General features: G+C 39.1%; 21 protein-coding genes. 6 read left to right on the top strand and 15 right to left on the bottom strand.

The features are described from left to right. Nucleotides 1-5 precede the first annotated feature (5 nt). Together G7B20_RS00675 and G7B20_RS00670 are read right to left on the bottom strand one after the other, a co-directional pair. Nucleotides 6-542: an RsmD family RNA methyltransferase gene (locus tag G7B20_RS00675; RefSeq protein ID WP_164108116.1), complete on the bottom strand. Its 537-nt coding sequence runs from the start codon at nt 540-542 to the stop codon at nt 6-8. Further along, a complete protein-coding gene (locus G7B20_RS00670; protein ID WP_164108115.1) occupies nt 533-1,327 on the bottom strand; it encodes a DUF3822 family protein in 795 nt (264 codons plus the stop codon). The genes G7B20_RS00675 and G7B20_RS00670 overlap by 10 nt, the downstream gene beginning before the upstream one ends. 92 nt (nt 1,328-1,419) lie before the next feature. Between G7B20_RS00670 and G7B20_RS00665 the strand changes: the two genes are divergently transcribed. The 3 genes from G7B20_RS00665 (at nt 1,420) to G7B20_RS00655 (ending at nt 5,967) form a co-directional block, all read left to right on the top strand. Next, complete coding sequence (locus G7B20_RS00665; protein WP_164108114.1) at nt 1,420-2,838, top strand: ATP-dependent RecD-like DNA helicase; 1,419 nt, start codon at nt 1,420-1,422, stop codon at nt 2,836-2,838. A gap of 86 nt (nt 2,839-2,924) precedes the next feature. Then, complete coding sequence (locus G7B20_RS00660; RefSeq protein ID WP_164108113.1) at nt 2,925-5,411, top strand: S9 family peptidase; 2,487 nt, start codon at nt 2,925-2,927, stop codon at nt 5,409-5,411. A gap of 4 nt (nt 5,412-5,415) precedes the next feature. Then, nucleotides 5,416-5,967 (top strand): hypothetical protein, encoded by a 552-nt coding sequence (locus G7B20_RS00655; RefSeq protein WP_164108112.1) that lies wholly within the window; start codon nt 5,416-5,418, stop codon nt 5,965-5,967. Nucleotides 5,968-6,042: 75 nt separating this feature from the next. Here the strand turns inward: G7B20_RS00655 and G7B20_RS00650 are convergent, their stop codons facing one another. The 13 genes from G7B20_RS00650 to G7B20_RS00590 all read right to left on the bottom strand — a co-directional run bounded on the left by G7B20_RS00650 (nt 6,043) and on the right by G7B20_RS00590 (nt 21,093). After that, nucleotides 6,043-6,828: a hypothetical protein gene (locus G7B20_RS00650; protein WP_164108111.1), complete on the bottom strand. Its 786-nt coding sequence runs from the start codon at nt 6,826-6,828 to the stop codon at nt 6,043-6,045. Nucleotides 6,829-6,849: 21 nt separating this feature from the next. After that, complete coding sequence (gene ruvB, locus G7B20_RS00645) at nt 6,850-7,872, bottom strand: Holliday junction branch migration DNA helicase RuvB (protein ID WP_164108110.1); 1,023 nt, start codon at nt 7,870-7,872, stop codon at nt 6,850-6,852. Continuing rightward, entirely contained in the window at nt 7,872-8,597 is a 726-nt protein-coding gene (locus G7B20_RS00640; protein WP_164108109.1) for a polyprenol monophosphomannose synthase, read from the bottom strand. The genes ruvB and G7B20_RS00640 overlap by 1 nt, the downstream gene beginning before the upstream one ends. A gap of 64 nt (nt 8,598-8,661) precedes the next feature. Further along, a complete protein-coding gene (locus G7B20_RS00635) occupies nt 8,662-10,194 on the bottom strand; it encodes a peptide MFS transporter (RefSeq protein ID WP_164108108.1) in 1,533 nt (510 codons plus the stop codon). Between the two features lie 54 nt (nt 10,195-10,248). Next, nucleotides 10,249-12,042, bottom strand: coding sequence for a peptide MFS transporter (locus G7B20_RS00630; protein WP_164108107.1), 1,794 nt, complete (start codon nt 12,040-12,042; stop codon nt 10,249-10,251). A 129-nt stretch (nt 12,043-12,171) separates the two neighbouring features. Further along, nucleotides 12,172-13,734 carry a peptide MFS transporter gene (locus tag G7B20_RS00625; RefSeq protein ID WP_164108106.1) on the bottom strand — a complete coding sequence of 521 codons (1,563 nt, stop codon included), beginning with the start codon at nt 13,732-13,734 and terminating at the stop codon, nt 12,172-12,174. A gap of 93 nt (nt 13,735-13,827) precedes the next feature. Beyond that, the gene (locus G7B20_RS00620) at nt 13,828-14,709 is read right to left on the bottom strand and encodes a hypothetical protein (RefSeq protein ID WP_164108105.1); all 882 of its coding nucleotides are present in this window, start codon (nt 14,707-14,709) and stop codon (nt 13,828-13,830) included. 3 nt (nt 14,710-14,712) lie between these two features. Continuing rightward, the gene (locus tag G7B20_RS00615) at nt 14,713-15,591 is read right to left on the bottom strand and encodes a sugar phosphate isomerase/epimerase family protein (RefSeq protein ID WP_164108104.1); all 879 of its coding nucleotides are present in this window, start codon (nt 15,589-15,591) and stop codon (nt 14,713-14,715) included. Nucleotides 15,592-15,621: 30 nt separating this feature from the next. Beyond that, nucleotides 15,622-16,356, bottom strand: a complete 735-nt coding sequence (locus G7B20_RS00610) for a (Fe-S)-binding protein (protein ID WP_164108103.1) — start codon at nt 16,354-16,356, stop codon at nt 15,622-15,624. Next, on the bottom strand, nt 16,349-17,671 hold the full coding sequence (locus G7B20_RS00605; protein WP_164108102.1) for an MFS transporter: 1,323 nt from the start codon (nt 17,669-17,671) through the stop codon (nt 16,349-16,351). The genes G7B20_RS00610 and G7B20_RS00605 overlap by 8 nt, the downstream gene beginning before the upstream one ends. A 42-nt stretch (nt 17,672-17,713) precedes the next feature. Next, nucleotides 17,714-19,033: a D-alanyl-D-alanine carboxypeptidase gene (locus G7B20_RS00600; RefSeq protein ID WP_164108101.1), complete on the bottom strand. Its 1,320-nt coding sequence runs from the start codon at nt 19,031-19,033 to the stop codon at nt 17,714-17,716. 119 nt (nt 19,034-19,152) lie between these two features. Continuing rightward, complete coding sequence (locus tag G7B20_RS00595) at nt 19,153-20,595, bottom strand: dicarboxylate/amino acid:cation symporter (protein WP_164108100.1); 1,443 nt, start codon at nt 20,593-20,595, stop codon at nt 19,153-19,155. Between the two features lie 147 nt (nt 20,596-20,742). Beyond that, entirely contained in the window at nt 20,743-21,093 is a 351-nt protein-coding gene (locus tag G7B20_RS00590) for a 4Fe-4S dicluster domain-containing protein (RefSeq protein WP_164108099.1), read from the bottom strand. A gap of 165 nt (nt 21,094-21,258) precedes the next feature. On the opposite strand from G7B20_RS00590, the gene G7B20_RS00585 reads away from it, so the two are divergent. From G7B20_RS00585 to G7B20_RS00575, 3 genes are read left to right on the top strand one after another with little or no spacing between them, the layout of a single operon-like run. Continuing rightward, complete coding sequence (locus G7B20_RS00585) at nt 21,259-22,272, top strand: acyl-CoA reductase (protein ID WP_164108098.1); 1,014 nt, start codon at nt 21,259-21,261, stop codon at nt 22,270-22,272. 36 nt (nt 22,273-22,308) lie between these two features. Further along, entirely contained in the window at nt 22,309-22,512 is a 204-nt protein-coding gene (locus tag G7B20_RS00580) for a fructose-6-phosphate aldolase (protein WP_079641839.1), read from the top strand. A 2-nt stretch (nt 22,513-22,514) separates the two neighbouring features. Beyond that, nucleotides 22,515-23,195: a cell division ATP-binding protein FtsE gene (locus tag G7B20_RS00575; RefSeq protein WP_079641841.1), complete on the top strand. Its 681-nt coding sequence runs from the start codon at nt 22,515-22,517 to the stop codon at nt 23,193-23,195. The last annotated feature ends 29 nt before the right edge of the window (nt 23,196-23,224 follow it).

Genomic DNA, 23,224 nt, shown 5'->3' with positions numbered 1-23,224 from the left:
GACTGCTATGGTTTTTTATAAAAACTAAAAGAGGAATTACCATATTTCCTGGTTTCTACGTGTAAAGGGTGATCTGCCAACTTACGCATAGAAGGATGCTCAACAACCAAAACACCACCTGATTTCAAAAGATTATTCGACAGTATCAATTCGGGCAACTGGGGCAATTGACCAATATCGTAAGGCGGATCTGCAAAAATAAAATCAAAGGAGTCTTTACAACTTTGAATAAATTTAAACACATCAGCTTTCCGTGTACGGATCATTTTTAAGTCATGCTTTTTGGCAACATCTTGAACATACAACAAGCACTTACTGTGGATATCTACAGACTGTACTCCTAAAGCCCCTCTTGAGGCCAATTCAAAAGAAATATTTCCCGTCCCACAGAAGAGATCCAAACATTCTACAGTATCCCATTCCACATACTGTTGCAATATATTAAATAAAGCCTCTTTGGCGATATCCGTAGTTGGTCTTACGGGCAAATTTGTTGGTGGGTTCAGCCGAATCCCTCCTAAAGTACCACTTATTATACGCATAGGACACTATCCGTTAAAGCATTTAACTCTTCCAGCTGACGCTCGACATCCAGATTAAGTACCGACCACTTCTCTTTCGGTCTAATCATTTCGATATGATCTGTATATCTGCTCAATCGAACAAACCACTCCGAATCCTTGTTCGTACCACTCAACACAATTTTTGGCACTTTACTTTTTATAGCAAAGTTTTTGAATACATTAAGCACAAAATAACTCAAATCATCTGAAGTAGCTACCTCAAATGTATTGTAGAGTTTCAGCTCCCCATTCATAAATAAAAAAATGTCTGCCTGATCATCGTAAAGATGAACGCCTAGTACATCTCCCTGAATAGGTATATTAGACTGAACCTGACGTATTACTACTTCAAAATTTGGGATGAAACTAGCATCCGCAAATAAATTTTTCCAACGACTATACAACAACTGATCATATTGATACAGCGCCACTACCTCTAAGCCAGCAATCTCTTTAGACATAATGCGGTTCACCTCCGAGTCGACAAAATAATTCGTATACAACTCTTTCTCTGACTCATGGTAGACTTCCGAAGGAACCCACACTAAGTTCTGATGTGGAAGGCCGACAATTACGTTCTGAAATGGCATACTCAATATCCGCACCGCCTCAGCTGAAGGGCTGACATTATCATAAGTCATGTAAACCAGAACTTGCTTTTCTTCATCCAACACGACGAGGTGATCATTTTGAAAATCGCTCTGAATACAAAGCGTGTATGTGGCCAGATAGTGGAGATGAAAATCGTCTGCTATATATATCATTCGTCAAAAAAATAAAGTAAAGGTAATACTCCTAATCAAACAAAATTAGCTTTTACAATTGAAATGACAAACCTTTTTAGATAACTTTGAGCGTGTTCATAAACAATATTCTTTTACAACAATTCTCATGGCGCCCCACCGTCCAACAAAAGGAAGTCTTTTCCTTATTGGCTGAATTTATACATACCTTCTCCAATGATTCCTGCTTCATATTAAAGGGTTATGCAGGTACCGGAAAAACCACAATAATCAGCGCTTTAGTCAAGAGCCTTCCGGCTATCCGAAAAAAGACAGTCCTATTGGCTCCTACCGGACGAGCTGCAAAAGTTATGGGGGCTTATTCAGGAAGAAACGCATTAACAATCCACAAAAAGATATATAGAAAACGAAGCATAACTTCGCTTCAGATGGACTTTGAGTTGGCTGAAAACCTACATGAAGACACATTATTTATTATCGATGAAGCCTCAATGATAACAACAGAAGGATTTACGTTGTTTTCGAATGGTTTATTCTGTGATCTAGTATCCTATGTTCAATCGGGAAAAAATTGCTGCTTAATGCTAGTTGGCGATAGTGCACAGCTTCCACCCGTAGGGCTAGCCAAAAGCCCTGCTTTAGACCCCGAATTTGTCCAATCAGAGTTCAATCTGCATACCTATACCTATGAATTAACCGATGTCGTACGTCAAGACAAAAGCTCTGGTATCTTATTCAATGCGACCAAAATCAGAAATGAAATTCGTTTCGACGAAGAGTCGCCACAATATACCTTTCCAAAATTTATCACTACACCTTTTAAAGATATCTATAGGATGAATGGTGACCGTCTTATCGAAGCATTGCATTACGCCTATGACAAGTACGATCCCGAAAACTGCATGGTGATATGCCGTTCAAACAAATCGGCAAACTTATACAACAAACACATACGAAACCAGATACTTTTTCGCGAAGAAGAAATAACCGGCGGTGACCGAATCATGGTTGTCAAGAATAACTATTACTGGTTACAACAACACGATGAAAGCCATACCGGCTTTATTGCCAATGGAGATATAGCGGTTATCAAAAAAGTAAGCAATCTACATGAAATGCATGGATTTCGATTTGCAGACTTATACCTTGAATTTATGGACAACAATGAAGGAGACGCAATACGTTGCCGTGTAAATCTAGATAGTCTACATGTTGATGCTCCCTCACTACCCTACGAGCAGCAACAGCACCTCTACGAGTCCATCGCCAAAGATTACGAAGACATTCCACAGAAAAAAAATCGAATGGAAGCGATCAAAAAAGATCCTTATTACAATGCTTTACAATTAAAATTTGCTTACGCAATCACATGCCATAAAGCTCAAGGGGGACAATGGCCATTGGTATTTGTTGATCAGGGGTACATGACTGATGAAATGCTCAATACGGAGTTTCTCAGATGGTTATACACAGGGATCACCCGTGCTACCAAAGAGCTCTTTTTAGTTAATTTCAACGAAAAGTTCTATTAACTATCAAAAATATTACAGCTATCCATCGTTTCTGGCTAAATAAAAGGATATTTTAGCCCCCTAAATTATTAACATTTTCATTTGGTATGAAGTACTATTTATTAAGCTTACTCGCATTATGCTTTAGCTTGAGTCAAGCTCAAGAAGTAAAAAATGTAGTAAAGCCCAACTATCAGCTAGCAGCTAAGTTTGCTCCAAGCAAATTAAGAAGTTTAATCTTTTCAACAGACATAAAGCCAAACTGGATTAACTATGGCGACAAATTTTGGTATGAATACACTACGTCATCGGGCAAAAACTGGTATTTGGTAGAGCCTGCGGCAAGAAAAAAGACCAATCTTTTTGATAACTCAGAAATGGCGGCTAAAGTAACTTCTATTGTTAAAAACCCCTTTGATGCGCAACACCTATCCTTGCAAAATCTTCGCTTCATGGACGACGAAAATTTGATTCGTTTTGAAGTACAAAGCACCAAAGATACCGTAAAAAGCAAAGAAGAAATAAAAAAGCAAACCAACAAAAAAGATACTATCAAGAAAAAAACTTTTCATTTTGAGTACAACATCATCTCTAAACAACTCAAAGAGATTAGCGATACGACCAAAGAAAAGTCAAAGCCTAATTGGGCCTCCTTCAATCCAGATACTAGTCGCGTTTATTTTGCGAAAAACTATAACCTCTACTGGATGGATTATGCAAACTATTTGAAGGCGTCAAAAGACGAAAAGGATTCGACTATTGTAGAGCATCAGATTACCACAGATGGTGTTCAATATTACGCTTGGGGAGGTGATCAGTACAGCACGACGACTGCCGATAAAAAGACAAACGAAGAAGAACTTAAAAAACGGAAGGGGGTACGTCTCAACTGGTCTCCAAACGGAAAGTACTTCGTTGCTTCCAAAAAAGATAGTCGTGACATCTCCGATTTGTGGGTTATCAATAATGTTGGAGGAAAACGCCCGACTTTAGAAACTTACAAATACCTGATGCCAGGAGAAAATGACTCAACAGAGTCTGAACTGTTTGTTTTTGATACCAGTACACATAAAGGTAAACAGATCAATATAGCTGCTTTCAAAAACCAGACATTGAGTCTGTGGAGCAAAGATCCAAGCAAAGCCAATTTTAAAGGTAAACATTACATCAACTATTGGTTAGGAAACGACCAAGAGTTCTACATAGCACGCTCTAGTCGAGATCTTAAAAAGATTGACATCGTTGCCGTGAATGTTGATGGAACTACACGTACTTTAGTTGAAGAACGTTCCAACGTATACCTTGACATTAAATCACCAAAATTAGTCAACAATGGCAAGCAATTTATCCATTGGTCTCAACGCGACGGGTGGGGGCACTTCTACCTATACGATATTCAGGGCAATCTTTTGCACCAGATCACGAAAGGCGATTTCCATTGCGATGAGCTAACTGCATACCAAGAATCGACAGGCACCCTATTTTTCAAAGCCAATGGCAAAGAAAAAAATATAGACCCATATTATACCTTCTACTATAGTGTAAGTAAGAACGGTGGTTCGATAAAGTTAATCACTCCTGGGGATTTTGATCATCAAGTCGAAGTCAGTGAAAGCGGAAATTACCTCGTAGACAACTTCTCGCGTGTCAATACTAAACCTGTCAGCAATTTGTATAGCGCTACCGGACAACTAATCATGAAATTAGAAGAGGCAGACCTATCACAACTGTTTGCAGCCGGATACAAATTCCCGGAGCCCTTCAAAGTAAAAGCAGGAGACGGCATCACCGATATATACGGGGTCATGTACAAACCTTTTGACTTTGACTCTACGAAAACTTATCCTATTGTGCAGTACGTATATCCAGGACCACAGACTGAAGCCGTTAACAAAAGCTTCGGAAGAGGAATGGATCGTATAGACCGTCTCGCACAAATGGGATTCATTGTTGTATCTGTGGGAAATCGCGGGGGACACCCATCCCGTTCGAAGTGGTACCACACCTACGGTTACGGAAACTTGAGAGACTACGGATTAGAAGACAAAAAAGTAGCTGCAGAACAACTTGCTAATAAATATCCATTCATTGATATCAATAAAGTAGGAATCACGGGGCACTCAGGTGGTGGATTCATGTCTACAGCAGCGATGTTAGTGTATCCTGATTTCTTTAAAGTAGCCGTATCCGGAGCGGGAAACCACGAAAACAACATTTATAACAGATGGTGGTCCGAACGCCATCACGGCGTTAAAGAAGAAGTCTCAGCAAAAGGAGACACTTCATTCAACTACCAAATTGAAAAGAACTCCGAATTGGCTAAAAATCTAAAGGGAAAATTACTCATCGTGACTGGTGACATAGATAACAATGTCCACCCAGCGAACTCTATCCGAATGGTAGATGCCCTTATCAAAGCAAATAAACGATTTGATTTTGTGCTATTGCCAGGCCAAAGACATGCGTTTGGTGATATGACCGAATACTTCTTCTGGAAAATGGCGGACTATTTCAGCGAACATTTATTAGGCTCATCCAACATGAATGAAGTAGACATGACAGAAATCAACAAAGAACGTCCTTTAAGACGCTAATTCCATGGATTCAATCCGATTCAATACTATTTCAGAAGCACTGTATTCCTACGGTGCTTCTGATCTTAATGAGCAAATCTTAAAAACAATATCGCTCGAGGAACTATTTGTACTCTGCACCTCTACAACACACAGCAGGACCTCATTTCGTGCAGCTTGGGCTTTAGAACATATTTTGATCAACAATAGGCCCCTTCTCCTTCAAAACAAGAACATAACTCTTTGTAGCTATGCAACAGTTACCAATTGGAGTGTATTAAGAAGTCTATCCAAACTAGTGATTGAGCTCACTAAAGAGCTTAAAAAAAACAGTAATTTCCTCGATCAAGAAGAAGAAAGTTTATTAGAAAAGACATTTCATATTTTAAGTAACATAGACTGCCCCATTGCGGTACGCTGCAATGCATATGATATACTCATGGCACTCGTACCCAAACACGAATGGCTAGCAAATGAGTTGTGTATCCAAATTCAATTTGACCTAGAGCGGAATAGTACCCCAGCATTATCCAGCAGAGGTATGCGGATTTTAAAGAAATTAAAAGTCAGAAGCTAAAAAAACAGAGACTAGAAAGTTGAGATTAGAACCGAACTAATCACTAGTCTCTAACTCCTGATTATTAGTCACTATCTAGAACGAATACCTCGCTCCTAACGAATACATAGAAAACATATCATTCTTCGTACCTATACGATTGAAATCAGCATCGTAAGGCATGTATCCGTCTAATAAATCATTATTAGCAAAGTTAAGTTGCACATTAACCAAAGCAGACCAATAACTACCAGATTTAGAGTAGCGTCTATTGATAGGAACTGCAAGCCCTACATTGACAGAAGGTCTTGTGTAAGAATTAATTTTTTTCTTGAAGACAGGTATACCTTTATCATTATAACTTTCTACTGGACCATAGTTTTCAGGAGGCACAGGCCCTACATAACCAACTTCTCCGTAATTTTTGTCCCTACGCACAAGCTTATAGTTATTTATAATACCTAGCACCCCAACACCAACATAGAATGCATCCATGATCACATGCGTCAAAGATTGACTAGAGGCATTACGAGCAATAAAAAATTCGAAGGGATGAAATGTTATATTAATTCCTCCCGCAAGATAATTATTGGTTATCTCCCGACGATCCAAGATAGAAGGAGTCGCTTCCAAAGAGCCATATTGTCCTTCGATACCGGCATACAATCCACGTTTTATCTGATAGTCACCCTTAATAAAAAAGGCTCTACCTAACGTACTCGGTTGAGCGATATCGCCATACAATCGAGTCATTCCTACTCCACCAGCAACATGGTATCTTTTCAATTCGTTCTGTACACCAAATGGAGTTGGACAGCCTTGTTGGGCATTTGCACCAAAAAAAACTAAGATTAAAACAAGTGAAAATATACCTCTTATCATATGTATACCGTATTTGTCGAACTAAAATAAGGTATTTCCCTTATTAAAGTGAATTTTTCCTAAATGTTTGTAAGCACTCTCCGTACATTCCCGACCACGGGATGTACGCATAATATATCCTTCCTGTATCAAAAAAGGCTCGTACACCTCTTCAATAGTCCCTTCATCCTCTCCAACAGCTGTTGCTATAGTCTTAAGACCTACTGGGCCACCTTTAAATTTATCAATAATAGTAGAAAGAATTCGATTATCCATCTCATCCAAACCATGTTCATCCACGTTAAGTGCATTTAACGCATACTGAGCAATTGCTTTATCGATATCTCCATTACCCTTTATCTGTGCAAAATCCCTGGTTCTTCGCAACAAAGCATTGGCAATACGAGGTGTACCCCGACTACGTCGCGCTATCTCATAAGCCCCCTCCTCACTTATTGCAGCATTCAATATACTTGCCGAACGTTGAACGATAGTCGTCAAGAGTTTAGCATCATAATACTGTAAGCGAGAATTGATACCAAATCGAGCCCGTAAAGGGGCCGTCAACAGACCTGATCGAGTAGTTGCGCCTACCAATGTAAATGGATTTAACGATATTTGTACAGAACGTGCATTGGGTCCCGTCTCCAACATAATATCTATCTTAAAATCCTCCATTGCAGAATATAAATACTCCTCCACAACCGGGGACAAACGATGTATTTCATCGATAAATAAAATATCTCCTTCGTCCAGATTTGTCAATAGACCAGCAAGATCCCCTGGTTTGTCTAAGACAGGACCTGAAGTGATCTTGATCCCTACCCCCATTTCATTTGCAATGATATGTGATAGCGTGGTCTTTCCCAGTCCTGGGGGCCCATGCAACAACACATGATCCAAAGCTTCACCTCTTAACTTAGCAGCTTGCACAAAAATAGATAGATTTTCAAGAATTTTAGCCTGTCCAGTAAAGTCATCAAATGCCTGCGGACGCAAGACCCGCTCCATCTCCTTGTCGGTAGGATTCATTTTTTCAGGATTCGGATCTAGATTTTCATTCATCACTTATACGGTTTAAAAATACTCTCTAATTTGAGCTGTATGACACCAAAAAAAGCTTCTCTAAAGATTTTGGTACTCATCTTTGATACCCCCAATGTTCGATCTGTAAAGATAATAGGAACTTCCACCACATTAAAGCCAAATTGTATAGCCTTAAATTTCATTTCTATCTGAAAAGCATAACCTACAAACTTAATTTGATTAAGGTCTAGTCGTTCAAGCACTTTACGATTGAAGCAAACAAATCCTGCAGTAGCATCCTGAATATTAATACGTGTGATCAAACGTACATATACCGAGGCGAAATAAGACATCAGAACCCTACTCATGGGCCAATTGACTACATTTACGCCACGCACGTACCGCGATCCGATCACCATATCCGCTCCGTTCAACGCTGCTTCGCGCAGACGGATCAAATCTTCCGGATTATGGCTAAAATCGGCATCCATTTCAAAAATATAAGTATAACTCCGTTCCAAGGACCATCTAAATCCGTGGATATATGCAGTTCCTAATCCAAGTTTACCGCGTCTCTCCTCGATAAACAACTTTCCAGAAAACTCCGTCATCATTCTCTTGACAACATCTGCTGTACCATCTGGAGATCCATCATCCACCACTAAAACATGAAAATTGACTTCAAGTGAGAACACCTTACGGATGATTTTCTCTATATTTTCAATTTCATTGTAAGTAGGAATTATTACGACACTGTCAGCCACTATATAATACAAGTATAAAACACAAAAATAACAAATTTAACCTCAAAATACGATTGTGGATTATCTAATTGACCCCGTGCATCAAACGTTTGATATAAGGTGATAATAAAATTAAAACAGCTCCTGCGATCAAGGAATATAGTCCCAATTGTTTATAGCCTTCCGTATAGGTAATCAGCTTATCCATCAAAGAATCTCCTTCCTTAGCTTCGGCCATATTAGCCCCTATAAGTCCAGCAACATATTGTCCATAGGCACTAGCCAAAAACCACATTCCCATCATAATGCCTTGCAATCTTGACGGCGATAGCTTGGTCATGATAGACAATCCAATAGGCGACAAACACAACTCGCCAACAGTAATCACCAACAAAGCGAGTGTAAACACATCTAATGAAGTAATCCCTTCAATAGCAAAAAAACGAGTGATATACAATACGTAAAATCCAAGTCCTAAAAAGACAAACCCTAAACCGAATTTGATGATAGTATTAGGTTCCAATTTCCTTTTAGATAGCCAGATCCACATCAGGCCGAAGAGCGGGGCCAGAAGAATAATAAAAAATGCTCCTCCAGAATTGTTAACGCCATTTGGATCCAGTTTAATCATACCTCCTAGCGCCACGTCATTTAGATTCTTGGCTGCAAAAATACTTAGTGAACCGCCGCTTTGTTCGTAGATGCCCCAAAAGACAATAGAAAACAAAATAAAAATAAGTGCAGCTATCAATTTGTGACGTTCTACCTTCTCCACCTTAGTCATTTCGTAGAATAGATAAATCAACGTCAATGGACCGATCACGTACATGAAGTAATCGGTATACTCCGTCTTAGACACCATCACTTGGATCAAAGGCACCAATAGTAATGTACCGATATACACCGCATATTCAGCCCATTTAGGTAGAGCCTTGGTCTTAACAATTGCATCAGGATGTCCAGGTTGCAAACCTATCGGCCCCAAATGTCTTTTTGCGAACTGAAAATTAATTAAACTGATCAACATTCCTACAGCCGCCAAACCAAAAGCCACATTCCAACGATGTGCCTCGTCTATCACAGAACTCAACATATAGCCTTTACCTATCGCAACACAGATATAACCGCCCAAAAATGCACCTAGATTGATCCCGGCATAAAACAAAGAAAAACCAGCATCACGACGATTATCATTGTCCTTATAGAGCTCCCCTACCATAGTAGATATATTTGGTTTAAAGAATCCCGTACCTATAATAATAAAGGCTAATCCAAAAAAGAAAAACTGATGCGTATCAATCGAAAGTAAAACGCTCCCTACGATCATTAACAAACCGCCCCAAAACAAGGACTTTCTAAAACCTAATATTTTGTCGGCAAACAAGCCTCCTATAAATGTGAAAGCGTAAACAAACGCCTGAGTAGCTCCATATTGCAAATTAGCTTCCTTTTCACCAAAATTCAATTGGGTGATCATAAAGAATACCAACATACCCCGCATTCCATAAAAACAGAATCGCTCCCACATCTCCGAGAAGAACAAACTCCATATCTGTTTTGGATATTTACCTTCAAAATTCTGAACTTCTTCTAATGTTTTTTGTGTCTCTGTTGACATGATTTTTATAGCTGATTGTAAAAAATGCCCTCCAAACTGGAAGGCATCTTCGTATTATTTTACGCCGTGCATTAATCTTTTCAGAATCGGATGTAACATCATTACAAGCAATCCTGCTACAATCGGAACAATTGTAAATATCAAGAAAAATGTACTCAACGAGTATTCCTTGGTAATATTTTCAATTTCTCCTCCCAATATCGCAGCTAGTTTATTTCCTATGGCTATCGCTAGGTACCACATTCCAAACATGAAAGCAATCATACGGGCTGGTACCAATTTGGATACATAAGATAGTCCTACCGGTGATAAGCACAATTCGCCAAGGGTGTGGAATAGATAAGCTAAAACCAACCAAACCATAGATACTTTTACCCCTTCTTGAATACCGTGTGCACCGAAAGCCAATAAACCAAAACCGATTGCCATCACAATAAGTCCAAGTCCATACTTAACTGCTGCCGGAGGATTGAATTTTGAATCCCATATTTTAGAAATTGAATTCGCAAAGGTAATAATAAAGAAAGAGTTCAAAATAGAAAACCAAGAGACCGTAATCTCCGATGCATCGGCCGTGAATTCTCTGTACAACATCCAGATCGCAATTCCCCAAATACCAGCAAAACAAACTGCTTGTACCACATTAGAAAGTGGCGCTTTGCCGTAAGTCTGTTTTGTCAACTTAGCTACCACATAGGTGATTAAAGCCAAAGGAACGATCGTCAACAACATGTTTACGATATTAAAGATCGTTAATGAGCTTCCTTCCAATGAACGGTCCACATTATCGCGGGCAAATATTACCAAAGACGAAGCTCCTTGTTCGAAAGACATCCAAAAGAAAATAACGAAAAAAGCAAATATGATAACGGCAATCATTCGTTGCCTTACTACTTTAGTATAACGTGTCAAACGTGATATAACGACAAAGAAAAATAAAACCAATGCTGAAATAATAGCAACGTTTTGACCCGCTAAAGCTCCCATTTGAAGCCCCGAAAGAATATCAATCCCCGCGATCTTAGAAAGCGGATCATTGAAGGCGTAGGCCAATCCTAATAACGTCATAGCAACTATTAAGATAGTATCCAATGTAGTGAATGGATTCGGCTTATCGTCAGGGTTTGCATTTGTGTTATAAGCCTCTTTAGTAGCCTCTTTCTGCTCTGCACTAGGAGGATCCCCAACTTTTCCAAAGATTGGTTTAGCAAACCAGAATTGCAACGTCCCCAAAAACATAAAGACACCGGCAAGACCAAAGCCCCAGTGCCAGCCTACTTTTTCTGCTAGGTACCCACAAAGCATCATTCCGAAGAATGCACCTGCATTAACCCCCATATAGAAAATGGTATAAGCGCCATCCTTTTTCTGAGGAAACTTTTTGTACATCTCCGACAAAATAGAAGTCATATTCGGCTTGAAAAAACCGGTACCGATTACCAAAGCCGCCAATCCTAAATAGAGAAACAAAGGAGTATCAAAGGCCATAAACAAGTGCCCTAATGTCATAATAGCAGCACCAATCACTACGGCAAATCGATAACCCAAAAACTTATCGGCCAAGATACCTCCAAAGATCGGCGTGATATACAATAACATGGCATAAGTACCATACAACGCACCTGCTTGCACAGGATCCCATCCCCATCCCGAAAAAGGACTACCCGATATAATAGCTGTCGTTAAAAAGTTTATCAATAAAACGCGCATTCCATAAAAGGAAAAACGTTCCCACATCTCTGTAAAAAACAAAACAAACAATCCCGATGGATGCCCCAACACTAGGCTACCGTCTATCCCCTGCTTTTCTAATTCTTCCGAAAAAGAAGCTTCCGAAACTTGACTCATACGTTATAAACTTACTTATTTAAATTAAAAACTACCAAAAATACAATTTCAGCCCAAATAATAGGTAACTAAAACGCAAAAGGTTCAGAAAACATATTCACTGAACCTTTTGCAACTTATCTCAATTCATTAATTTATTCCATGCATTTTCCTTTTCAACATAGGATTTAACAATAATAAAATTAATGCTACAACGATCGGCAAAGCTGCTATAAGTAGAAAAAAGACAGACATCGAATACTCTTGCGATATTTTATCGATCATACCTCCCATCGATGCCCCGATTTTGTTGGCAATAGCCGAAGCAAGGAACCAAAATCCAAAAATCAATCCTAACAGCTTCTTAGGGGACAGCTTACTCACATACGACAAGCCTACAGGAGATAAACACAGTTCACCCATTGTATGGAAAAAATATGCCAAAACCAACCAAATCATACTCACCGCAGCTGTCTCAGCCCCTTTAGGTATAGAACTACTACCGTACGCTAAAGCTATAAAACCGACGCCAACCAAGATTAATCCCATTGCAAATTTGACTGGACCAGATGGGTTCCATACTTTTTCCCATAGCTTACTGAACAAAGAAGCAAAAGTGACAATAAAGAAAGCATTCAAAATCTGAAACCACGCCACCGTAACCTCTGTTTCTACCGCTGTAAACTCTCTATATACTTTCCATATCCCTAATGCACCAATGGAAGCAAACGACAGCAAAGTAAAAATAATCGTTAATGGATACTTACCAAAAATCTTTGCAGACAGTTTAAACAAAACAAAAGTGACTGCCGCAATTGGTATGATTGTTAATAGTGCATCCAACCATTTAAAAGTAATTGCTTGAGTTCCTTCTAATATACGTTGCGTATAGTTTTTAGCGAAAATAGTCATGGATCCACCAGCTTGCTCAAATGCTAAAAAGAAAAAGATACTCGCAATCATCAATATAGCTACGACAAACAAACGATCACGGACTACATTTTTTGGAACTTCTTCTTCCTCGACTACTTTATTGTCCTTCTTCGGTTGTTCGCCTATGACACCGAATATTTTTTGTGCCATAAAAAACTGCAACATGCCGAAGAACATAAATATCCCTGCTAATCCGAAACCATAATGCCAACCTATCTTCTCACCTAAGTAACCACACAATAGAGATCCTAAAAATGCTCCTGCGTTGATTCCCATATAGAAAATGGTATAACCAGCGTCTTTCTTAGTACTGGTATTAGGATAAAGCTGCCCAACCATCGATGAAATGTTTGGTTTGAACATTCCATTGCCCAAAATCATAAGGCCTAAACCCAGAAAGAAAAAATTCTTTTCAAACCCTTCCAGAGCCATAGATGCATGGCCCAATGTCATTAACAATGCACCAATCAGGATAGCTTTTCTTTGTCCGGTCAGTTTATCTGCAATATATCCACCGATTATTGGCGTAGCATACACCAACATGGTGTACCAGCCGTAGAGACTCATAGCACTCTCATTAGTCCATCCCCACCCGCCTTTAGCAATTTCCGTTATCAAAAACGTCGTCAGCAAAGCACGCATACCGTAGTAGCTAAAGCGTTCCCACATTTCTGTAAAGAATAAGACAAATAAGCCAGCGGGGTGCCCCATAACCATTTTATCACCTACTCCCCTATCGGCCAGATGCTTTACCAATACCTCATCTTTCTGTTCAATCATAATCTTAGATCAATATCAATATTTTAGTTATAATAAGTAACAAAGAAAACATAATTTCTTAATAAACTCTCATACCCCAATAAAATAGTTACATTACTCCTGCAAACCGCTCTTAAATTTTCTACTGGGTTTGTTGGGGTCAATATATTTATCTTCATCTCCCCTTTCCGGGTTCTGAATCTTAATATCCGTTTTTAAATACAATTTTCCATTAGCTATAGCATAGGCATCATATGTCAGATCTGGCCCGTAATACTTAAAGTTACCCTTTAAACTAGGGTCTGCAGGCACGATATGATCAAATTCGACACGACCTTGAGTGGCATCAAATTTCAAATACATGGAAGCCTGTTTCGTATAGGAAAATATTCTTCTGGAGATTTTGGTATCATCCGAGAATACGGGTGCACCAAAAGTCACCTCTCCATTTGGAGAAAAATTTAATACGTCAATTACCTTCTTGGTATAGTCTGCATGGTGTCCCTTCCACCCCAACAACACATACTGACTCTTAGAAAGCGGGACAATTTGATAATACTGTGCACCGTACCACTCCTTATTCGATATTACATCTTGATCTGGATTACCGATCTGAAATGTTTTGTCAAGCAATGGGGTGAGCTTGATTGTTCCCGATTTGTACTGAATAGTACCATAGTAAAGATAAGAACCATCCTGCAGTGCAAGATTCCAGGTCATGATTCTAAAAGAATTATCCGGAGAATTGAGAATAGAAACCATCTTCAATTTCTCAAAATTAAAATAAAAAGAGTTAGGCTCTTTAAGTGCAGACACCAAGGTCTTCACAAACGTAAAATTGCTTTCTATACGTTCAGTTTCTGCAACTGTTCCGACTATTTTCGTAGCAAGATGTGATAGACTATCCTGCCAGGCATTCATTTTCAAGTTATTCTGTCCATATGAAATGGAACAAACAAACAGTAAACCTATCGATAGAAAGCAATTTCGTAACATATCTTATTGGAAACGCTTTAACAAGGCCTTTGTAGCGATAATACCATCGATCTCATTCAATCGGCTTCCTTCATATTCAATCCCTACATATCCTTTGTAACCCGCCTTCTTCACAATACCCATCATTTTAGCATAATCAATTCCTTTTTCGTTGCCATTATCATCAAAGTCATGAGACTTAGCACTCACCCCTTTCGCGTAAGGCATCAAGTCAATGACGCCTTGATAACGATCGTACTCGTAAAAGTTTCCAAAGTCAGGCAATGCACCACAGTTTTTCTTTCCAACAGTCTTCAATACATCGGACAACCAATCTCCCAAGGAAGAAACACCCCCATGATTTTCGACAACCACGTTAATTTTAGCTTTCTTACCATAATCAGCCAAGGTAGATAAACTTTCGACCATACGGCCTTTCATTTCTTCTTTAGATCCTTTTCCAGCTGCATTGACACGCACAGAGGTACATCCCAAAAAGTGAGCAGCATCGATCCATTTGTAGTGATTTTCCACGGCTTGCTTACGTTTATTCTCATCAGCGCCAGCCAATTCGCCCTCTCCGTCAATCATAATCAATACATTCTTGACACCGTTACTTTTGGCGCGATCGTTAAGATCCTTTAAGTAAGTCATATCATTAGCTTTATCCTTAAAGAACTGGTTCACGTATTCAACCCCATAGATATTAAACTTTTTGGCTGCAAACTCAGGAAAGTCAATGTTTTTCAACTCGCCTTTATTGATAGTACGGTGCAAAGACCATTCGGCTAGAGAAATGTCAAACCATTTCTTCTTAGCTGCAAAAACGTCTAAATTGGGTGCTATAGCTAATCCTGCTGTGGCTAACCCCAAAGTTCTAAGGAAATCTCTTCTTGAATTCATTTTTTTATTTGTTTAGATTGGAAATGTTAATTATATGTTTGCCCATCCCGAGGTAAGTACATCAACCAGATGCATTGTTTTTATCGGAATATGGTGTTTATCAATATAGGCCTGTAACTGTAACAGACATGATGCATCTGTCGATATAATATAGTCAGCATTTACAGCTTGTGCATTTTGCACCTTTTGTTCAGCCATAGCCGACGAGATACCTTCAAATTTGACAGCAAAAGTCCCTCCAAACCCACAACAAGTTTCTTGGTCTCGCATCTCTACCATTTCCAATCCTCCTACCTGAGCCAACAGTTTCCGAGGCTCCTCTTTAATTCCACATTCCCGTAGCGCCGAACAAGAGTCGTGATACACAGCGGTCCCGACCAACTCTGCTCCAAAATAATCCCTTTTTAGTACATTAACTAAGAAATCCGAAATTTCGTATACATGACGTTGAATATTTCTACAGCGATTATGTTCAATAGAATTCGTAAACAAGTCATTATACCCTCCTTTTAGCATACCTACACAAGAAGCCGAGGGTGCTACAATGTAGTTCTCTTCCGAAAATTTCTTAAGAAAAGAACTCCCTACCTCCTTAGCCTGATCCCAGAAACCAGCATTATAGGCCGGTTGTCCGCAGCAGGTCTGTTCAGGATTATAAATCACTTCACAACCAGCCCGTTCTAACAACTGTACCGTACTGAAAGCAGTATCAGGATACAATTGATCTATAAAACAAGGAATAAACAATTCTACTTTCTTACCCATTAGACACTTGTCTTAAAAATGTATTGTATTTTAATGCCCGGATTAATAACAGAAATCCCAGCACAAAGAAGACTGATAACGACAAAGCCGAGTACCGGATATTGTGCGTCACCTGTTCTATAAAACCAAAAATAAACAACCCCACTACAATAGCCAATTTTTCAGTAATATCATAGAAACTAAAAAATGACGTCGTATCCTCCATATCCTGGGGCAGTAGCTTTGAATAGGTCGATCTTGATAAAGATTGAATCCCTCCCATCAAAAGCCCCACCATACAAGCCATACCATAAAATTGCGCCGCATTACTTAAATAATACGATGCCATACAAATCCCCGCCCATAGTAAAGTAACCAGCATCAATACCTTAATATTACCAAAAAGCTTCGCTAGATTAGACATTAAATAAGCCCCTACGATAGCAATCAATTGAATAAGAATAATTGTAATAATCAACGATTCCTGTGCTAGATCCAGCTCCTTTTGACCAAACATGGTAGCCACCACCATTATCGTCTGCACACCAACAGAATTAAAAAAATAAGCAGGCAAAAAACGTCGGATTCCCTTATTCCCTGTTATCTGTTGCCATACACTTGCAAATTCTGTCCGTACCCGTGTAACTAGCCCCTTTCCTGAGGCATGTTCCGAAGGGTGATTGTTAGGTAGTCGTCGAAAAGGAATCATTGAAAAACCAAGCCACCACAGTCCGACCAATAAAAAAGACAAACGGGCAGGAAACGATTTATCCACTATGCCAAACCACTCCGGTTTAAGGACGAATACAAAACAAATCACCTGAATAGTGACACAGCCCACATATCCATAGGCAAATCCCTTTGCACTGACCGCATCCTGTTGATCGGGAGTTGCGATGACCGGAAGATAAGAGTTGTTAATAGCCACACCTCCTATATATCCCATAGCGGCCAACGTAAAACAGATGATGCCCAACTCCAACGTATCCAGTTTAAAAAAGAACAAGCCCATACATGCCATTGCCCCCAAATATGTAAAAGTCTTCATCACCTGCATTTTTCGTCCATTTGCGTCTGCATGAGCGGACAGAAAAGGAAGAGCCAATACCATGGTAAGATAGGCAAATGCCAATGCATAGTTGGATAAAACAGTATTAATCACCTCAAATCCAAAAAAATTAACCCAATCATCTTCTCCCGATTTAGAGCTTGTGATAGCGATATAGTAAATCGGAAATATAGTAGATGTAATAACAAGATTATAAGCCGAATTGGCCCAATCAAACATTGCCCAGGAACGAATTAACTTCTTATCATTCTTTTTATAATCTTGCATATTAAAAATTGATTAGCGAATATACCAATTGTTAAGACATTATTAATAATTCTGTCGGATAAAGGTCATAATACGCACCATCTCTTTACGAATGGTAGAAGTCGCTGTCATAAAATTATTATTCAGAAAAGAAAATGCATAGTGGCGTCCCGTTCTGGTCACGATGTACCCCGATTGGCAGTGCACAGCATGTATAGTCCCGGTTTTAGCCCACACAAAAGGTACACCTTGATCCAGTGAATAGGCATTTCTTAATGTGCCATCTACGCCTCCTGCCGGAAAAAAGAGATACCGTTGGTTTTCATCGGGAATCAAATCCTTAATCCGTAACAGCACCTCAATCATACCCCGGGGTGACACCCGGTTATAAGTAGACAATCCACTCCCATCCCTTAGCTCGATGCTATCTAAGAATGCACTGTAATATTCTTTCTGTACCTCAGCACGTAACGAATCCGTGTAAAAGCCTTTAAAACGAATATCCGAAGCTACCATAGTAAGATGTTCCGCTAGAAAATTATCACTAGGCAGCATCATCTCCCGCAAGACCACATTACGAGGAGCAGAATACAACGTCTTAACGGCCTCAGGTTTTTTATAATCGACCAAAGTCTGAACCTCCCTATGCAAGGTATCCTGCAAAAGCGTTACTAGTAGGCTATCCGACCAGATAAAGGGTTTACTGGAGCGATAACCCGACGGAACATTCAGATTAGTTATATCAAATTCGTTCGAATGAAGTGATCGCTTCACCGCAAAATACTTGCTTGGCTTATCACTTACTCCAATCAATCTTTCAAAATATTTCGGACTTGCCACAACCCCTTTACCACTGGATTTAAACCGGGCCAAATTGCCATATATCGGAAATGTAGACACCTCAGGTTGATAATCATAAGCATAATCCTCCACAGACCAGCCCTCTCTATAAGCTGGTTCTGATGCGTATTGCGGAACATAAAATAACCTTTTATCCGAAAACCGTAAGAAATCATAAACTTTTCTAGTATCCAGTTTTGGATGCAAAAACGTAGGATCACCTGTCCCCCAGAAAATAAGCGAATCTCCTCGTTCAACATATTGTATACCGGGAATGGAATCGCCTATGGTCTTCAACGAAGTAAAAAGCGTGAACACTTTCGTATTCGAAGCTGGTATGAAGTGTTGATCTTCTTGCTTACCAAAAACAAACTTATTACTATCTAGATCATAAAGGCTAAATCCAAAATGATGCTTCGGTAATACAGATGAATTCGCAAACTGTTCTTCTAAAATGGAAAAATCCTGTGCATGAACAAGACTTAACGAAAATACGGATAAGACAATGAGTTGGATGATAAAACGACACACACGAGTTTTCATTGGAGAAAGATATAAAAAAACCCTTATGTATCGCAATAATATCTCTTAGAAAAGCGCTACATAAGGGTGATTATTTCAAAATTGATACCCTCAGCAGGGTATATTATATTCAATTATTCTTATTCCACTTCTAGAAAATTTGTTTTTTTTGAAGCTTCTTCATCAAATTCGCCTTCCCATTTTGCCACAACGACAGTTGCAAGACAATTTCCGATTACATTAACAGAGGTTCTTGCCATGTCCATTAACTCGTCAATACCGAGAATAGCTGCAATGACAAATGTTGGAAGACCAAACTGATCTGCCGTAGCGATCAATACAATCAGCGACGCACGAGGTACTGCCGCCACACCTTTAGAAGTAATCATCAATGTGAATGCGATGAGAAGCTGTTGTCCAAAACTCAAATCAATTCCAGCTGCCTGTGCGACAAAGATAGAAGCTAGCGAAAGGTATAACGAGGTTCCGTCCAAATTGAAGCTATATCCTGTAGGGATCACAAAAGACACAATTTTACGTGGAACACCGAATTTTTCCATATTTTCCATAGCCTTAGGCAGGGCCGCATCCGAACTCGTCGTTGCAAATGCAATAGAAACAGGCTCCTTAATCGCATTGATAAACTGCTTGACAGGCACTTTCAAATACAACGCGATAGGGAATAAAACAAGTAATATAAACACGATCAACGCTATATACAGACTGATCAGCAGCATGAAGAGATTTTTCAAAATATCCACACCAAGATGGCCCACTGTGTATGCCATAGCTGCCCCCACACCTATCGGCGCAAAAAGCATTACCAGATTGGTAAATTTAAACATTGCCTCCGCCAGACTTTCCGTAAAGTCCACCAAGGGCTTCCGCTTCTTTTCACTCACCATAGCTAGACCTATCCCGAATAGTACACCGAAAATTACAATCTGTAGCACCTTATTTTCATAAACAGATTTCACGATATTCTCCGGAAAAGTATCACGAATAAATGCATTAAACTTATACACCCCATGCACATTGTCTGAGATATGATCCAATACCTTTTGATCCGCAGCCGCCACAGCAGATGTCGTCGGTAGCTCCTCATGCGGCATATGTTCAATATCCACACCGACCCCTGCCTTGGTGATATTTATTACGGCCAGACCAATAAAAATAGCACAGGTCGTAGCACAGAAAAAGTATAACATCGATTTCCATGCCATACGTCCCACCGATTTGAGATCGGAGTGACCTGCTATACCAAACACCAGCGTAGCAAACAATATAGGCCCCACGATTGTCTTCACTAGTTTAATAAAGCCCTGACTCAGGGGGTGCATCGCTATCGCTAGATTTGGAAAATCCAACCCTACAAATACACCTAATATTAAACAGGTCAATATCCAAGTTGTCAAGTTCTTACGAACTATCGCATTTAAGGTCAACACTGATGCTGTAACCCAGCGAACACCAACCATCACAGAAGGCGAAATAACAAATAAATCAAATTCGTAAAAAAAGGTGATAATTATTGCTATAGTGACTGTAACTAGCGTTACAAAACCTACATTCTTTTTTGACATCTATATTTTTTTAAGATTACATAATTTATGAATGCAACAAAAATATAAAAATAGCTAGGTTTACCAAACATATTTCAGCAGAAAACCAACAAAAAAGGTACAGCCAAAATAGCTGTACCCTTCATTATACTTATTCTTTAAAGTCTACTATTCAGCATGTAACCATGCTTTTTTAGCTAATAATTCCTCTTCTGCCTCTACAACATCCTCATCTTCAACACAACAATCTACCGGACACACCGCCGCACATTGAGGCTCATCGTGAAACCCTACACATTCCGTACATTTATCAGATACGATATAATACACTTCATCAGAAATCGCGTCTTGAGAAGCACCAGCATCTATCGTAACACCATCACCAAAGTCAATCAAGCCTTCAAGTGCTGTACCATCCGAAAATTTCCACGGCACACCTGCATCATATATAGCATTATTTGGGCACTCTGGTTCACATGCGCCACAGTTAATGCATTCATCTGTAATTTTTATCGCCATTTATAACCTCACAATTATAATAAATAAACTAATTTTGTATGTCAAAGGTAAATATTGGATTAATAACTAACACTAAAAAAGTATATAAATATAGTAGTTTATCCAATTATTTGACATTACAAAGATAAAGTAAATATTGAACAGAACGATTCTAAATAATATATTTTGACAAAACAAGAAAGGATAGCAGCCTTTGCTAAACTAGGAGAATGGTTGATCCATCCCGATGAAGAAACTAGATACTTTATAGCGCAGTTATACGCTAAAAACGCATGGTATACGACGGATAATGTTATTCGTCAAATGCATACAATAGGAAACAACCTGACGCAAGAAAAATTAACAACATGGATCAGTGCTTACCAGGCCGAAGATTCATCCAAGGCAATAGGACTTGTCCTTGCTGGCAATTTGCCTCTAGTAGGATTTCACGACATTTTATGCGGTCTACTCATGGGATTTAACGTACAATTAAAAGCTTCTTCCGACGATGCTGGTTTAACCCCTTATGTCGTCAACAAGTTGATTCAGATATCCCCCTCATTCGCACAAAAAATAGCTATCGTAGACAAACTCTCCGACTTCGATCTCGTTATAGCCACAGGTTCAAATAACTCCGCAAGATACTTTGAATATTACTTCGGACACAAACCGAATATTATACGTAAAAACAGAAATTCAGTAGCCATACTTACCGGAGAAGAGAGCCAAGAACAAATAGCAGCTTTGGGCAACGATATCTTCGATTATTTTGGTTTGGGTTGCAGATCTGTATCCAAAATATACGTACCAAAAGGTTATTCCATAGCTACATTTTTTGAAGGAATTGAGCACTTCAGTGGTATAAAAGATCACTTTAAATACAACAACAATTACGACTACAACAAGTCAATCTATTTAATCAATAAAGACAAACATTATGACAATGGCTTCTTATTGTTGAAAGAGGACAGTAACCTTTCGTCACCGCTTGCAGTCGTATTTTATGAAGAGTATAACGATATCAAAGAATTAGAGGAGCTACTTAAGCAACAGCAAGAAAATATTCAATGCGTTGTGTCCCAACACAAATTAGACATTCCGTCACCCCTTTTTCAATTGGGCCAAGGTCAATATCCGGCACTAGATGATTATGCAGACGGTATTGACACCTTAGATTTTTTGGCTCAACACCAATAATTCTTTAAATTGAAAAAAAAAATTAACTTTGTTTTTATGTATGTAATTAAAGTAAAAGGTGTCGCTAAAATCCCCGACTATGTCCAATTGCGAGACGATTCGTTTACTTTATTGGCATATTTCAGAGTGGACAGACCAGACAAATCTCTTGACAAAATCGGACTAGGTGACAAAGCCGAAGAGATCATGAAAATTGTCAATGAACTACCTTTTGGTCAAATTAAGGAAATAGAATTTTGATAATGACACAAAATACAGTAATCAAATTAAGAAATGTAGACATCTACCAGCAAAAGCATCTGGTGTTGTCCAATGTCAACTTAGAAATTGCACAAGGAGAGTTTCTTTATTTAATAGGTCAGTCAGGTACAGGAAAAAGTAGTTTACTAAAGATTATCTATGGTGATCTTTATATCTCCAATGGAGAAGGGTTGGTAGCAGGTTTTGATCTGAAAAAACTACGGGAACAAGAAGTTCCTTACTTGAGGCGAAAATTAGGCATCGTATTTCAGGATTTCCATCTACTTAATGACCGTACGATAGAAAAAAATCTAGAATTTGCCTTAAAAGCGACAGGCTGGACAGACAAAGGCCTTATCCAAAACCGCATGCTTGATGTATTGGAAAAAGTAGGTCTCCGTTCCAAGTTAAAGAAAATGCCGCACGAACTATCCGGTGGAGAGCAACAACGTGTAGTTATTGCACGCGCCTTATTGAATGATCCTGAGATCATCCTTGCCGATGAGCCTACCGGCAATTTAGATCCTGCTACGTCTGAAGAGATTGTACTTTTATTACGTGATATTGCATCCTCGGGCACAGCCGTATTGATGGCTACCCACGATTACCAGATTATCCGTAACATGCCAGCGCGCATTATCAAGACAGAAGATGGTGCCATGCATGACAACGTAAGCATTTAAGAAGACTGACAAAAACAAACATAATCCGA

The organism is Sphingobacterium sp. xlx-96 (assembly GCF_011007365.1).
In the GTDB taxonomy this organism is placed as follows: Bacteria; Bacteroidota; Bacteroidia; order Sphingobacteriales; family Sphingobacteriaceae; genus Sphingobacterium; species Sphingobacterium luzhongxinii.
Note: the sequence above shows the minus strand (reverse complement) of the source record. Positions and strands in the feature narration are given on the sequence as shown.

Coding starts and splice junctions, on each gene's coding strand:
- G7B20_RS00600 (WP_164108101.1), bottom strand. CDS start 19,033: ATGAAAACTCGTGTGTGTCGTTTTATCATCCAACTCATTGTCTTATCC.
- G7B20_RS00620 (WP_164108105.1), bottom strand. CDS start 14,709: ATGTTACGAAATTGCTTTCTATCGATAGGTTTACTGTTTGTTTGTTCC.
- G7B20_RS00595 (WP_164108100.1), bottom strand. CDS start 20,595: ATGTCAAAAAAGAATGTAGGTTTTGTAACGCTAGTTACAGTCACTATA.
- G7B20_RS00670 (WP_164108115.1), bottom strand. CDS start 1,327: ATGATATATATAGCAGACGATTTTCATCTCCACTATCTGGCCACATAC.
- ruvB (WP_164108110.1), bottom strand. CDS start 7,872: ATGAATGAAAATCTAGATCCGAATCCTGAAAAAATGAATCCTACCGAC.
- G7B20_RS00605 (WP_164108102.1), bottom strand. CDS start 17,671: ATGCAAGATTATAAAAAGAATGATAAGAAGTTAATTCGTTCCTGGGCA.
- G7B20_RS00675 (WP_164108116.1), bottom strand. CDS start 542: ATGCGTATAATAAGTGGTACTTTAGGAGGGATTCGGCTGAACCCACCA.
- G7B20_RS00590 (WP_164108099.1), bottom strand. CDS start 21,093: ATGGCGATAAAAATTACAGATGAATGCATTAACTGTGGCGCATGTGAA.
- G7B20_RS00625 (WP_164108106.1), bottom strand. CDS start 13,734: ATGATTGAACAGAAAGATGAGGTATTGGTAAAGCATCTGGCCGATAGG.
- G7B20_RS00635 (WP_164108108.1), bottom strand. CDS start 10,194: ATGTCAACAGAGACACAAAAAACATTAGAAGAAGTTCAGAATTTTGAA.
- G7B20_RS00610 (WP_164108103.1), bottom strand. CDS start 16,356: ATGGGTAAGAAAGTAGAATTGTTTATTCCTTGTTTTATAGATCAATTG.
- G7B20_RS00660 (WP_164108113.1), top strand. CDS start 2,925: ATGAAGTACTATTTATTAAGCTTACTCGCATTATGCTTTAGCTTGAGT.
- G7B20_RS00650 (WP_164108111.1), bottom strand. CDS start 6,828: ATGATAAGAGGTATATTTTCACTTGTTTTAATCTTAGTTTTTTTTGGT.
- G7B20_RS00580 (WP_079641839.1), top strand. CDS start 22,309: ATGTATGTAATTAAAGTAAAAGGTGTCGCTAAAATCCCCGACTATGTC.
- G7B20_RS00655 (WP_164108112.1), top strand. CDS start 5,416: ATGGATTCAATCCGATTCAATACTATTTCAGAAGCACTGTATTCCTAC.
- G7B20_RS00615 (WP_164108104.1), bottom strand. CDS start 15,591: ATGAATTCAAGAAGAGATTTCCTTAGAACTTTGGGGTTAGCCACAGCA.
- G7B20_RS00630 (WP_164108107.1), bottom strand. CDS start 12,042: ATGAGTCAAGTTTCGGAAGCTTCTTTTTCGGAAGAATTAGAAAAGCAG.
- G7B20_RS00575 (WP_079641841.1), top strand. CDS start 22,515: ATGACACAAAATACAGTAATCAAATTAAGAAATGTAGACATCTACCAG.